Annotated in this window: 14 protein-coding genes; 7 read left to right on the top strand and 7 right to left on the bottom strand. The window is 67.9% G+C overall.

Translation table 11 applies throughout. From position 1 onward, the window contains the following. The first annotated feature begins 12 nt into the window (after positions 1 to 12). A complete protein-coding gene (locus AC07NC_RS04525) occupies positions 13 to 750 on the top strand; it encodes an endonuclease/exonuclease/phosphatase family protein (protein WP_494568716.1) in 738 nt (245 codons plus the stop codon). Positions 751 to 760: 10 nt separating this feature from the next. Here AC07NC_RS04525 and AC07NC_RS04520 read toward each other — a convergent pair whose 3' ends face one another. Beyond that, the gene (locus tag AC07NC_RS04520) at positions 761 to 2,239 is read right to left on the bottom strand and encodes a phospholipase D-like domain-containing protein (RefSeq protein WP_008262671.1); all 1,479 of its coding nucleotides are present in this window, start codon (positions 2,237 to 2,239) and stop codon (positions 761 to 763) included. Between the two features lie 162 nt (positions 2,240 to 2,401). Here AC07NC_RS04520 and AC07NC_RS04515 point away from each other — a divergent pair, with 162 nt between their 5' ends. The 3 genes from AC07NC_RS04515 (at position 2,402) to AC07NC_RS04505 (ending at position 6,042) form a co-directional block, all read left to right on the top strand. Further along, on the top strand, positions 2,402 to 2,581 hold the full coding sequence (locus AC07NC_RS04515; protein ID WP_494568715.1) for a hypothetical protein: 180 nt from the start codon (positions 2,402 to 2,404) through the stop codon (positions 2,579 to 2,581). Positions 2,582 to 2,696: 115 nt separating this feature from the next. Continuing rightward, entirely contained in the window at positions 2,697 to 5,372 is a 2,676-nt protein-coding gene (locus tag AC07NC_RS04510) for a tipN (protein WP_494568714.1), read from the top strand. A 79-nt stretch (positions 5,373 to 5,451) separates the two neighbouring features. After that, on the top strand, positions 5,452 to 6,042 hold the full coding sequence (locus AC07NC_RS04505) for a C15 family peptidase (protein ID WP_008261987.1): 591 nt from the start codon (positions 5,452 to 5,454) through the stop codon (positions 6,040 to 6,042). Here AC07NC_RS04505 and AC07NC_RS04500 read toward each other — a convergent pair. Continuing rightward, positions 6,005 to 7,207 (bottom strand): MFS transporter, encoded by a 1,203-nt coding sequence (locus AC07NC_RS04500; protein ID WP_372704500.1) that lies wholly within the window; start codon positions 7,205 to 7,207, stop codon positions 6,005 to 6,007. The two genes, AC07NC_RS04505 and AC07NC_RS04500, sit on opposite strands and share 38 nt — an antisense overlap. A 48-nt stretch (positions 7,208 to 7,255) precedes the next feature. Between AC07NC_RS04500 and AC07NC_RS04495 the strand changes: the two genes are divergently transcribed. Next, positions 7,256 to 7,612 carry a DUF423 domain-containing protein gene (locus tag AC07NC_RS04495; protein ID WP_494568713.1) on the top strand — a complete coding sequence of 119 codons (357 nt, stop codon included), beginning with the start codon at positions 7,256 to 7,258 and terminating at the stop codon, positions 7,610 to 7,612. Between the two features lie 46 nt (positions 7,613 to 7,658). Continuing rightward, entirely contained in the window at positions 7,659 to 8,633 is a 975-nt protein-coding gene (pip, locus tag AC07NC_RS04490) for a prolyl aminopeptidase (RefSeq protein ID WP_494568712.1), read from the top strand. A gap of 60 nt (positions 8,634 to 8,693) precedes the next feature. On the opposite strand, the gene AC07NC_RS04485 is transcribed toward pip, so the two are convergent. Next, positions 8,694 to 9,392 carry a pirin family protein gene (locus tag AC07NC_RS04485; RefSeq protein WP_154725398.1) on the bottom strand — a complete coding sequence of 233 codons (699 nt, stop codon included), beginning with the start codon at positions 9,390 to 9,392 and terminating at the stop codon, positions 8,694 to 8,696. A gap of 117 nt (positions 9,393 to 9,509) precedes the next feature. Between AC07NC_RS04485 and AC07NC_RS04480 the strand changes: the two genes are divergently transcribed. Then, entirely contained in the window at positions 9,510 to 10,436 is a 927-nt protein-coding gene (locus tag AC07NC_RS04480; RefSeq protein WP_494568711.1) for a LysR family transcriptional regulator, read from the top strand. Between the two features lie 4 nt (positions 10,437 to 10,440). On the opposite strand, the gene AC07NC_RS04475 is transcribed toward AC07NC_RS04480, so the two are convergent. Genes AC07NC_RS04475 through AC07NC_RS04460 form a run of 4 tightly spaced genes read right to left on the bottom strand, consistent with a single transcriptional unit; the run spans position 10,441 to position 13,046 of the window. Next, the gene (locus AC07NC_RS04475; RefSeq protein WP_292147706.1) at positions 10,441 to 10,740 is read right to left on the bottom strand and encodes a hemolysin; all 300 of its coding nucleotides are present in this window, start codon (positions 10,738 to 10,740) and stop codon (positions 10,441 to 10,443) included. A gap of 25 nt (positions 10,741 to 10,765) precedes the next feature. Beyond that, positions 10,766 to 11,080 carry a hypothetical protein gene (locus AC07NC_RS04470; RefSeq protein ID WP_008259400.1) on the bottom strand — a complete coding sequence of 105 codons (315 nt, stop codon included), beginning with the start codon at positions 11,078 to 11,080 and terminating at the stop codon, positions 10,766 to 10,768. An 11-nt stretch (positions 11,081 to 11,091) separates the two neighbouring features. Then, positions 11,092 to 11,550 carry a DNA polymerase III subunit chi gene (locus AC07NC_RS04465; RefSeq protein ID WP_035308464.1) on the bottom strand — a complete coding sequence of 153 codons (459 nt, stop codon included), beginning with the start codon at positions 11,548 to 11,550 and terminating at the stop codon, positions 11,092 to 11,094. A 20-nt stretch (positions 11,551 to 11,570) separates the two neighbouring features. After that, positions 11,571 to 13,046, bottom strand: coding sequence for a leucyl aminopeptidase (locus tag AC07NC_RS04460; RefSeq protein ID WP_154725400.1), 1,476 nt, complete (start codon positions 13,044 to 13,046; stop codon positions 11,571 to 11,573). Positions 13,047 to 13,134 lie beyond the last annotated feature (88 nt).

Genomic DNA, 13,134 nt, shown 5'->3' with positions numbered 1-13,134 from the left:
CCCTGGGAAATCATGCCCCGCCTTCTGACCTATAACGTCCATCGCTGCGTCGGGACGGACAAGCGTCTGGATGTCGATCGCATCGTCGCCGTGATCGGCGAGCACGAAGCCGACATCGTCTGCCTTCAGGAGCTGGACGTGGGCCGGGCCCGTACCGGCAAGGTGGATCAGGCCGAAGCCATCGCCGAAAGCCTGGCCATGACCTCGCGGTTCCATCCGGCCATGAGGGTCGAGGCCGAACTGTATGGCGACGCCATTCTGACGCCGCATCCGGACAAGCTGATCCGCGCCGACGCCCTGCCCACGGTGCGCGGCATCCCCGGCCTGGAGCCGCGCGGCGCCATCTGGTCCGAGATCCAGATCGAGGGCGTCGGGGTCAATGTGCTGACCACCCATCTGGGCCTGGTCCCGCGTGAACAACGCCTGCAGGCGGCGGCCCTTGCGGGCGACGGCTGGTTGGCCGGCTGCACCGGCCCCACCCTGCTGGCAGGCGACTTCAACGCCACTTCGATCACCCGGCCCTACCAGACGCTGGCGCGCCGATTGGGCGATTGTCAGCGCCTTTTGAACCTGAAGCCGTCGGTCAAGACCTTCCCCTCGGGCTTCCCCGCCATCCGTATCGACCATTGTTTCGTCAGCCCGGAGATCCGCATCACAGGGGTCAAGGCGGACTTCTCGCCCCTGGCTCGGGTCGCCTCGGATCACCTGCCGCTGATCATCGACTTCGAGATCGTCCAGCCGTCCCGCTAGGACGAGGCCCCTAGCCGGGGGCCTGGCCGCCTTCCGACGCGGGCCGCGTGCGGTGCGAACGGTTCAGCCTTTTCCAGGGCCGCCAGGCGTCGGTCGATGAGGTGGGGTCGCCCAGTTGCCATTCGGCGAAGATCCGCTGGATCCGCGTCGGCGGATCCGAACCCAAGGACTTGAGCCGGTCACTGCCGAAACTGCTGATGGCCGCGCCCGTCGACCCCAGCACCCCCTCCACAGCCGCAAAATCCTGAGCTGGGACGCCGATCCAGTGACCGATGGTGCGATGGCGATGATGGACGATGACCGCGCGGCCGGCCGCATCGGTCGGCTCGACCGCGACGTCGCATTCGGTGTCCAGCCCCATCGACCGGTTGTTCAGATTGGACGATCCGATCCGCAACAGCCGATCATCGATGATCGACACCTTGGCGTGAACGATGATGCGGTCGCCCTCCGCCGTCAAAGGCGCGAAGGCGAAGAACCGATTGTATTTGTCGGCCTGTTCAAGCCGGTACAGCACCTCGGCGCGGGCCGTATCCATGGTCATGCTGTCGAACCAGCTGGGGCTCTTGCCGGTAGAGACGACAACCACTTCCGGACCGTCGACCTCGGCCAGTCGCTCGGCCAGGGCGGCGGCGATGATCGGCGAGGTGAAATACTGGTTCTCGAAATAGATCAGTCGTTTCGCCCGCCGGATCGCCTCCAGGTGCAAGGCCTCGTTTTCGCGCACCTCGTGGCGGCCGCTCCACTTGGGTTCGGTGCGGGCGATGCCGACCGGCGCCTCGGTCATCTGCACCGGCACGCCGTCAGGCCAGGGATCGCTCTCCACCTCGTCCGGCACGGTCCGTTCCCAGGTCGCCTTGAACCAACGTTCGCGCGCCAGATCGCCAAGAGCGCGCGCGGCCGGCCCATCCATCACACACATCACCTCATGGCGGGCCTTGCAGATCACGCCGTTCGGCAGGGCGCGACGCGGATCTCCGTCCAGATGTTCGACGGAATCCCAACGATCCGTCGAGATGTCGCCCCCGCCGCAGAAGGCGACGCGGTCGTCAATGACGATGACCTTCTGGTGGTGACAGGCCCCGATGGGGCCAGGCGCGTCCATGCGGAACTCGACCATCCGCTTGCGGAACCAGCGCTGGGCGCGGTGGGGATAGAAGCCCTGGGACGCCGCAATCAGCAACGGGGACTTCCAGATCAGCAGCCGGACGTCCAGGTCCGGCTTGCGCTTCACCAGCATGCGCAACTGGTGGCCGATCTCATGCTGTCTTTCGCCGGGCCGGGTCTCCGGATCCAGGTGGGTGCGGGGGTCGAACTGCCAACCCAGGACGACGATCGACCGTTCAGCTTTCTGGAGGGCGGAGGACAGCGCGTCGAAATAGGTTTCGTTCTCCATCAGGATGGAAAACCTGTGCGCGATCTCGCTGCGCCAGACGCCCGCTCCGGGGGTCAGCAGACTGCCGTCATAGCTGTCGCCGTCTTGGGTCATTCAGCCTGCCTGCCCGATTCGCATGACACCGCGATGCGGACGCCCTCCTCTTCTCCGTTTCATGCACGCCACGCCCGGTCAATCTTTACGCGGCGGGATTGTGACGTTCGCCAAACAGGCGCATAAAACAATCGGCCATGGGGGCTGTTGGAGACGCCGTCTATGCAGGCGCTGGTGGAACTGATCGCTGGCTTCATCGCATTGCTGGCGGCTGCCGTACTGTCGCAGTTCGGCGTCGACATCCATTCGCCCCAGCCTGCGGAACGCGAAGTCCATCGCAGCGCAGACTGCCGTCCGGACAAGTCCGCCGCCTTCAGCGCAGATACCAGGCGCGATTGCTGATCGCGAACAGTCCACGTCTGTTGAATCTGTACGGCTTGGACCTTGGGTTTTGACCCGCTAGGGTCGAATCGGCGCGTTCTCGCGCGCCACGCGCATGAATCGAGCTCGACGCCTGATGAAATCCCGTAACCGGCCGCCGCTTAAACTGACCAACGACGAGGCCGTCCCGCCCCTCGAGATGCCGGACACGCCTGCGTCTGACGTCGAGATCGAGGTCGAGGTCGGGCCGACGCCCGAGATTGAAGCCGAGCCGCATGCGGAGTTGGAGCCCCTGCCCGTAAGGCCGCCCGAACGGCCCATGTCCGAACGCCGCCGCCGCCGTCTGGCGGAAGAGGCGCGCCAGGCCGAGGAACGCGCCGCCGCCGCTCTGAAACCCAAGCCGGAGCCCCTGCCCGAGGCCGAGCCTGCCCCGCCGCCCGTCGAATCCCTTGACGTCGTCCCGGCCGTCGCGCCGGAGATCGATCCGGAACCGACGTTTGAATCTTCCGCCGCTGTCGAGATGGCCGTGGCCGCAGGCAAGCCCCCGGCGCCGTTCGAGCTGTCGTCGCCTCAAACCCTGAGATCGAGCGTTTCCGCGCGTGCTGCAGCGACCGCGAGCGGCCGGACCGCCTATCTGATCGCCGTCCTGGCCTCGGCCCTGTGGATCGGCGGCGTCGCTTCATGGGCCGCGTATGAGTTCGGCTCCGGCGCGGCGGACCTGGATCCGTTGCGCTTCGCCATCTACGCCCTGATGGCGCTGGCGCCGGCCGGCCTCGCCATAATGCTGGCCCACGCCGTACGTCAGGGCGCCGGTCTGGCCGCCGAGACACGGCGCGCCCGCGATATGGCCGAGGCCCTGGTCGCGCCGACCGCCCTGGCCGCCCAGCAGACCGGCCAGGTGCTGAATTCCCTGCGGACCGATATCGACCACGCAGCCCTCGCGGCCGAACGCGCCCGCAACGACATGGTCCTGTTGCGCCAGGCCCTGGCCGAGGAGACGGATCGCCTGAACGCGGCCGCCGAGAACGCCGCCCGCACGGCGCGTCGCCTGACCGAAAACCTCGCTCGCGAGCGTGATCAGATGCAGACCCTGGGCGTCCATCTCGACAGCCAGGCCACAGGCGTCATCGATGCGGTCGAGCGGCAGTCGCGAATGGTCGCCGACGCCTCCGACCTGGCCCAGGCCCAGCTCCGCGAGGCCGAGGCCGCCCTGGCGGCTCGCGCCGCCGATCTGGCCGCCGCGGCCGGCGAGGCCCAGGACGCCGCCCGCGTCGCCGCCGACGACCTGGCCCGCCAGACCATCCGGCTGGAAAACGCCGGCTCCGGCGTGGCCGAACAGATCCAGTCGGTCGAACAGGGGCTGAGCCAGCAGCGGGCCGCCCTGGTCACGGCCGCCTACGCCCTGCGCACCGATCAGGAAGATTTCTCCGCCCAGGTCGAGAGCCAGCGGGCCCAGTTCGTCGAAAATCTGTCGGCGACACGCACAGCCGCCGATGAAATGGGCCGGACGTCTCAGACCTCGATCGAAAGCCTGCGCGAAATCCTGGAAGCCGCCGGCGACCAGTTCCGCGCCCTGGTGGACATGTCCCAACGCGAGGCCGACGGTTTCGACGCCGCAACCAAGGTTTCGCTGGATCGGTTCGAGGCCCTGGCCGCCGACGCCCGCGACACCCTGATGGAGGAAACCCGCCGGGCGCTGGAACAGATGCGCGCCACGGCCGAAGATTCCCGCGCCGCCGCCGCCGACGCCGCCGAACAGGCGCGACTGCGCGCCGACCGGCTTGGCGAGGCCCTGTTCGAGGCGGCCCAAAAGGCCGATCAGGCCGCCGACGCCCGTATAGAGGACGCCCGTCGCATCGTCGGCGAGACCTCGGGCCTGGTGGACGAGGCCGGCGAGCGGATGGTCAAACGGCTGGAAAACCTGGTGGACCGCCTTAACTCCGCTCTGTCCGAGATCGACACCGCCGTCGCCGATGTGGACGAACGCGCCGCGCGTCTGCCGGAACAGGCGCGCGCCCGCGTCGACGCCGTCCGCGCCAGCGTGGAGGAAGGCCTGGCCTCCCTCGCCGCCGCCTCGCGCAAGGCCGCCGAAGACACGGAGGCCCTGGATGTCGGCTTCCAGGAACGGGTCCGCCGCAACTATGACATGCTGACCGAGGCCGTGCGCCTGATGGGGGTGGTCTCGGGCGACGCCCCGACCGGCCGGATTCGCGAGCTTCCGCCTGAGCCGGAACGCCATCGGCAGCCGCGAAGCGCCACGCCGACCGAGCCCTCGCCGGAAGACAGGGCGGCCGACAGAGGCTTCGGGCTTCGCAATCGTCTGCGTCTGGCCCCGACGGAAACGCCGCGCGCTGCGCCTGCGCCGGACGCGGGCCTCGACTGGAACGATCTGGTGTCCGGCGGCCGCGACGATCCGCCTCTGGATCTGGACACGCCGACGGCCAGCCCTGCGGAAACCGCCGCCCTGTCGGACCGGGTCGCGGCCGCGATCCGCCGCATGGGCGTCGATCCCAATGCGCTCCTGCCCCGTTCACGCGTGGAAGAGGCGGCGCGTCTGCTGGGCGACGGCGACGCCGACGGCGCGCGTCGCATCGTGCGCCGTGTGGCGCCGGCTGCCGTCCGCAGCGTCTCGCGCCGTGTGCTCAGCGACCCCGAACTGCGCGCCGACGCCGAGCGTTATGTGGCCGTCTTCTCTCAGGACATATCCACCTACGCGCGCAGCGGCGACGCTCAGGCCGTGCAGAACCGCCTCGCCTCTGACGGGGGTCGCGCCTTCATGCTGTTGGACGCGGCCGTTGGAGACCTCGGTTGAGGCTTGACGGCGGACCCAAGTTCGAGCCACCTGCCTCGGTCACGAAAACGTCACGCGGTGGGCGGGGTTTAAGGTCGAAATGACGAACGAGACCGAAGGCCCCAACCGGCCTGACCGACGCCCCGGAATTGCGATCTGCACCTATGACGGCGATTCCGGCTGGGATCTGGTCGAGGATCTTTCCGGCGAAGCCTGGAGTCCCCCGGGGGCCCGCACGATCCGGGTGTCCATGGGCGATCCGGACGCCCTGGCCGACACCTTGGGCGCGGATCTGAAAGACGGGCGCTGCCGCGCCGTTCTCCTGGTCGGTCGCACGCACAAGGGCGCCGCCTTCCGCATCCAGATGCGGGCTGAAAACAGGGCCTTGGACCGAAAGGACCGTCTGTCTGTCACCGGTCCGGGCCTGGCCCGCACCACCGCTCCCGTCGCCGACATCCTGCGCGCCCTTCATGCCTCCGGCCTGCCCGCCGAGGCCTCGTCAGAGGCTGAGGACGATGCGGGCTCCTATCTGCTCTATCGCATCCTCGCCGACCTCGACGATGGACCGCACACCCCCGCCGTGGGCCTGTTGCGGTCTCCGGCGTCCGCGGATGAGACGGCGGTGAAGAAGGCGGTCAAGGCCGCCGCCTCGATCATGGCCGGCCATATGGCCCTGTCGCCTCGAACCTAGCCCGAGCAACCAGCATCGGCTTCAAGGCCATGACAGCGATCAGGCCCAATCCGGCCAGGCCGGCCATCGCCAAGTATCCGCCCGCGCCATAGGCGTCGTACAACGGACCGCTCGCCAGGGTAGCCAGACCGATCAACACCCCCGCCGACAGGGTCGAGCTCAGGGTCTGGGCCGCCGTCTGGCTGTCGCGTGGGGCCAGCCGTTCGATCAGTTCGATCCCGGCCAGATAGCTGGCCGCAAAACTGAGGGCGTGCAGCGCCTGGAGCGGCCACAGGATCCACAACGGGGGCGCCGCCGCCATCAGCCCCCAGCGCAGCACGGCCGCCGTCGCAGCGAGCGCCAGCAGCGGCCAGGCTCCAATCCCGCGCCGACGACGCCAGGGATCGACAATCCACATGAAGCCGATCTCGGCCGCCACGGCGAAGGCCCACAACAGCCCCGTCAGATGCGGTTCAATCCCCTGCCCCCGCCAGACAATCGCGGAGAAACCATAGTAGAAGGCGTGGGCTGCCTGCACCGCGCCTATGGCGACCAGGGCCGTCACCAGAACGGGATCTTTCAACAGTCGCCCCATGCCGCGAAACCGATCCCAGCCGGGGATCGGAGGGCCGTCATGCACCGGCTCGGCGGGCAGCACCCGCCAGGCCACGACCGCTATGCCCAGACAGGCCAGGATCACGCCGACGATGACCGCCTCGGGCCCCGTCGCCCGCAGGACGAACCCCACGGCGATATTGGTCGCGACAAAGGCGGCGGAGCCGAAACCGCGCGGCACGGCGAAGCTGAATCCTTCACGACGGGCCAGTCTCAGGGTGAGAACGTCCGTCAGGGGGATGATCGCCGCCGCGCCTGTCGCGCCGATGAACCAGCAGACCGCCCAGGCTGCGAATCCTTCGGACAGACCCGCCGCTCCGTATCCCAGGCCGGCCAGGGCGGCGAGAAGGGCTATGGGCGTGCGGCGATAGCGGAAGCCGTCGGCCCAGACGGCCAGGGCAGGCCCCGTGATCAGCCGTCCCAGCATGGGGGCGGCCAGAAGGACGCCGATCTCCGCCCCGCTCAGTCCCTGGGCGCGCATCCAGAGGCCGGCGTAGGGCAGGCTGACGCCCAATCCGCCGAACATCAGGACATATTGCAGCGCCGCGCGCGATCTGGATCCCAATTCCATCGCCCGCGCATAGCAGACTTCCCGGATTCGTCAGGCTAGGTTCCTTGCATGACACCGAGTCGCAATCTGATCGTCTTCGCCGCCCTGAACGGGGCTCTTGCCGTCGCCCTGGGCGCCTTTGCGGCCCACGGCGCCGGGCCGCAGGTCAAGACGCTGCTGTCCACCGGCGCCCATTATCAACTGGCCCACGCCGTCTTCGCCCTGGCCTGCACCCTGTGGACCGGCGGCGGTCGATGGGCGCGGATCGCCGGCTGGCTGGGCGCGGCGGGCGGACTTGTGTTCTCGCTCGCCCTGGCCTTCGTCGCCCTGCTCAGTCTGCCCGTCATGGGCGCCGTCGCTCCGATCGGCGGCCTGCTCATGATCGCCGGTTGGCTTTGCCTGGGCTTTGCGGCATTTCGTTCCTAACCCTCAGTACGGCCGCATACGGGCCCAATAGAAAGACCTCGCAAGCATGGCCTTCCCCACGCCCGTCGAGCCGCGTCGCGAACTCTACCCCGAGATCGAACCCTTCGCCTCAGGCTGGATGACCACCGACGGCGTCCACGAAATCTATTACGAGGAAAGCGGCAATCCGCAGGGCCGGCCGGTTCTGGTGCTGCACGGCGGACCCGGCGGCGCCGTCAATCCCGGCATGCGCCGCTATTTCGATCCGGCCCAGTATCGGATCATCATGTTCGATCAGCGCGGCTGCGGCCAATCCCGCCCCCACGCCTCGCTGGAAAACAACACCACCTGGACCCTGATCGAGGACATTGAGCGGCTGCGGGAACGGTGCGGCGTCGACAAATGGGTGGTGTTCGGCGGGTCCTGGGGCTCGACCCTGTCCATGGCCTACGCCATCACTCATCCTGAGCGCGTCCTGGCCCTGGTTCTGCGGGGCATCTTCCTGCTGACCAGGAAGGAGTTGCACTGGTTCTATCAGGACGGCGCCTCGATGATCTTCCCGGACGCCTGGGAAAGGTTCGTCGCCCCCATACCCGAAGCCGAACGGGGCGACCTGATGGGCGCCTATTACAAGCGGCTGATCGGTGACGACGTCGCCGACCGCGAACGTTGCGCGGTCGCCTGGTCCAGCTGGGAAGGCGAGACGGTCAGCGTCGAGGGCCCCAACGCCAGGCCGGACAAGTTCGCCGAACCCGAATTCGCGGTCGCCTTCGCCCGGATCGAGAACTGGTTCTTCACCAACGCGGGCTTCTTTCCGGAGGACGGCTGGATCGTGAAGAATGTGGACCGGATGCGCCACATCCCCTGCTGGATCGCCCAGGGCCGGTTCGATGTCGTCACCCCGATCGCCAGCGCCTGGTCCCTGCACCGGGCCTGGCCCGAAGCGAAGCTGGACATCGTCGCCGACGCCGGCCACGCCTCGTCGGAGCCGGGCATCGTCGACAGCCTGGTCCGCGCCACAGACTGGGCCGTCGGACTCTGATCACAGAAACGGGCGAATGACGGCGCCGGGCAGGTTCGTCCCGCCCGGCGCCGTTCGTCGTCAGGCCGCGTCCACCAGCACGACCTCGGCGTCCGAGATCGCCCTGACGGTCACGACATCCTCCTGGGCGATCGCAGCGCCGTCGCGGGCGTTCAGGCGAACGCCATTGACTTCGATCTCGCCCTTGGCCGGAACCAGATAGGCGCGGCGGTTCGATCCCAGGGCGTAGTCGGCGCTGTCGCCGGCGTTCAGGGTCGCCGCCACGATCCGGGCGTCGGTGCGGATCGACAAGGCGTCCGCATCACCTGCAAAGCCCGAGGCCAGGACCACGAACTGGCCCGAACGTTCGCCTTTGGGGAAGGGTTTGGTGCCCCAGCTGGGCGCCTCGCCACGCTTGGTCGGCTCGATCCAGATCTGGAAGATCCGGGTCAGATCGGGCTCGGCGTTGTATTCCGAGTGACGGATGCCGGTGCCCGCGCTCATCACCTGGACGTCCCCGGCCACGGTGCGGCCCTTGTTGCCCAGGCTGTCCTCATGGGTGATGGCCCCGTCGCGGACATAGGTGATGATCTCCATATCGGCGTGCGGATGGGGCGGGAAACCGGTGCCGGCGGCGATTTCATCGTCGTTCCAGACCCGCAGATTGCCCCAGCTCATCCGCTTGGGATCATAGTAGTTGGCGAAGGAGAAGTGGTGCTTGGCGTTCAGCCAGCCATGGTTGGCGCCGCCCAGCGATTCAAACGGTCTACGCTCGATCATCGGTCTATCCTCAGGCCGGGCCGTCCCGGCGTCATTGACTTGACGCCAAGATAGAGATCGACGACCGAACAGAAATAGAAACACCTGAAACTCATCGTTTCCAACGCAGAGGCCGCCATGTCCCGCCTGCCCGACCTCGAGGCCATGGCCATCTTCGCCAAGGTGGCGGAGGCCCAGTCCTTTTCCGGCGCGGCCAACGTAATGGGAATGTCCAAGGCGACCGTGTCCAAGGCGGTTACACGGCTGGAGCAGCAGCTGAAGACCACCCTGCTGCACCGGACCTCGCGCCGCTTCTCCCTGACCGACGCGGGTCGGACCCTGGCGGCGCGCGCGGGCCTGATGCTGGCCGAGGCCGAGGGGGCGGTGTCGGAGGCCCTGGACATGTCGGTAACGCCGCGCGGCCTCGTGCGGGTGGCCGCCCCCATGTCCTTTGGCATGGCCTATGTCGCCCCCGCCCTGCCCGAGTTTCTGGCCACCCATCCCGACGTCTCTGTCGACCTGCATCTGTCGGACGAGGTGATCGACCTGGTCGGCGGCGGATTCGATTGCGCCCTGCGCATCGCCACCCTGCCGGATTCCTCCCTGACGGCGCGTCGCCTGAGGCCTGTCGAGCGCCGGCTGGTGGCCTCGCCGGACTATCTGGCCCAGCGCGGCCGCCCGACCCATCCGCACGATCTGGAGCGTCATGCCTGTCTCGGATACGCCTATATGCCCACCCCCGACGTCTGGCGGTTCATCAATGACGCGGGGGAGGAAGTGTCGGTCCGACCGCGCGGCCCGCTTCGGGCCAACAACTCAGACGCCCTGACCGCCTCGCTTTGCGCGGGCCTGGGAGTCTTCCCTCAGCCGGACTTCATCTACTGGAAGGACGTCGCCGACGGTCATCTGGAGACGGTGATGAGCGAATGGCGACTGGCGCCCATTGCCCTGCACCTGGTCGCGCCGGGGGGCGGGCCGCGACCGGCGCGGGTCACGGCCCTGATGGACTATCTGGCCAGACGGTTCAGCGGCCCCCTGTGGCCCGGTGATACGGTCGGCCGCTGACGCCTCAGCCGCACTTCACCTGCTGGATCACGCCCGACGCCTCGTCATAGACGAAGTTCACCCGGTTCTCGCGATAGTCCATGGTTGCGGCGCAGGTGGTGCACAGGACCCTGAAGCTCTGCCCTTGCGGCGCGGCGGGCAGCGTCGAACGATTGCGCCCGACATAGGCTTGGTAATCCTCGACCTTGCAGGCCTTGAAGGCGGTCTCGCCGCCCGGCGCTGGGGGCGTTGCGGGCGTTTGGGCGCAGGCCGACAGCGCAAGTCCGGCGGCCATCAGGGAACTCAGGATGAAGGCGGTCTTCATGGTCGTCTCCGGGGTCCGTCACGGCCTAGCCGCAGCGGACCTGTTCGATGATGCCGGTGTCGGCGTTGTAGAAGATGTTCAGCCGATAGGCCGAATAGTCCTGGCTGACAGGACAGGTGGTGCAGGTGACGCGGCGGTTCACCACATCCACCGGCACGGGAATCTCGGTCCGGGACTTGCCGACCAGATACTGCATCTCGCCGGCCTTGCAGATGTCGGTCGTCTGGCCGGTCGGCATGCGGCTGCCGACGGGCGGGTTCAGCTGGGCGCGTTCGACTGTGCGGGGCGCCGGCTGGTCGGCGACGGGCGTCGAACAGGCCGCCAGCAGACCCAGTCCCACGAACCCGGCGATCAGGCCGCCTTTTCCCAGCGCCCTTCGTCCGTCTGACGCCAATAGGCCAGATTGGCGCCCTGTTCTTTCAACGTCTTCCAGCGTCCGCGCGCGTGTTGCAGCGCCGGCTCGTCCCGACCGTCGAAAATGATGAAGCATCGTTCAAACCCTTCCGTCACGCCCAGTTCTGCGTCGTCGACGATGAACAGCGCCTGAGCGCCGTTCAGGTTCTCTCCCGATTCGCTCAGCAGCACAGGCTGGCGATCCGCATGGGGCTGATCGGCCCGGCCATGCGGCAGGAAACTCTCATCATGAAAACTCCACAGCCGCTCGTCGACATCGTCCAGCCGATGGGCGTGCGCCGACTTGATCAGGGCGCGCCAGCCCCGCTCGAGGGTCTTCTCGAGCAGGGTCGGCAGCACCTGGTCCAGCGTGGAACGCTCCAGGTGGTAGAACCAGATTTCGGGCTTGCCGCTCATCCGGCTCTACCGTCCGGAACTCAGGCTTCGTAGGCGTCAGCCACCATGCGATCCAGCGTGCGCACGGCGAAGCCGACGCCGCCTTCCGGCACGGTGGGGCTGGGGCTCTTGTTGGCCCAGGCGGTCGGGGCGATGTCCAGGTGGGCCCACGGCACGCCGTTGGTGAAGCGCTGCAGGAACAGGGCGGCGGTGATCGAGCCGCCGGCGCGGCCGTTGCCCGTGTTCTTCACATCGGCGATCTTCGAGTCGATGTGCTGTTCATAGATGTCGGGGATCGGCATCCGCCAGAAATTCTCGCCCACCTTCTTCGACGCCGCCAGGATCGGATCGGCGACCGCGTCCGAGTTGGAAAAGACGCCGGCGTAGTCCAGGCCCAGGGCCACGATCATGGCGCCCGTCAGGGTGGCCAGGTCGATCATGAATTTCGGCTTGAAACGCTGCTGTGTGTACCAGAGGGCGTCAGCCAGGACGAGGCGGCCCTCGGCGTCGGTGTTGATCACCTCGACCGTCTGACCCGACATCGACACGACCACGTCGCCCGGACGCTGGGCGTCGCCGTCCGGCATGTTCTCGACCAGACCCAGCACGCCGACGGCGTTGACCTTGGCCTTGCGGCCGGCCAGGGCGATCATGGTTCCGGTCACGGCGGCCGCGCCGCCCATGTCCCACTTCATGTCTTCCATGCCGTCGGCCGGCTTGATCGAGATGCCGCCGGTGTCGAAGCAGACGCCCTTGCCGACGAAGGCGATCGGCTGGCCGCCGGCCTCGCCGCCGTTCCACTTCATGACCGCCAACTGGCTTTCGCGACGGCTGCCCTGGCCGACGCCCAGCAGGGTGCGCATGCCCAGCGTCTCCATCTCGGCCTCGCCGAGGATTTCGACCTCAAGACCCAGGCTTTCCAGCGCCTTGACGCGCTTGGCGAACTCGGCCGGGTACAGGACGTTGGCGGGTTCGGACACCAGGTCGCGGGCGAAGATCACGCCGTCGGCGACGGCCGACAGGGGCTCCAGCGCGGCCTCGGCGGCGCGCAGGTCCGACGTCACGACGCGGATCGCGGTGATCGACGGGATCTTGTCGGGCTTCTGGGTGGTCCGGTACTTGTCGAACCGATAGGCGGCCAGACGGGCGGCGAAGCCAACGCGGGCGGCCTGTTCCGGCGTCAGGCCCGAGGCGTCGATGGTCAGAACCTCGGCGCCCGACAGTTTCACCGCCGCATAGGCGGCGCCGCCGAAGGCCTCGACCGCCAGGTCGTCCAGCTTGTCCGCAGCCCCGGCGCCGACCAGCAGCACGCAATCGGCGTTCACACCCGACGGCGCGGCGATGCTCAGCGTCTGTCCAGACTTGCCGACGAAACGGCTCTTGGACATGGCTCTGGTCAGGGCGCCGTTGGCCTTGGCGTCCAGTTCCGGGCCTGAACCGGCGAGCGTGCGGTCCTCATGAACCGGCACGGCGAGAATTTCAGCGGCGTCCACGGCAGCGACGAACTCGATCTTCATACAGTGACTCCAGCCAGGCCCCACCCGGCGTTTACAACGGAAGAAAAAGACAAACGGCGCGTCTGCTTGTCGCGGACGCGCCCTCCTG

This window comes from Brevundimonas sp. GW821-FHT10A07 (assembly GCF_059415785.1).
This window is presented reverse-complemented; position numbering and strand designations above follow the sequence as displayed.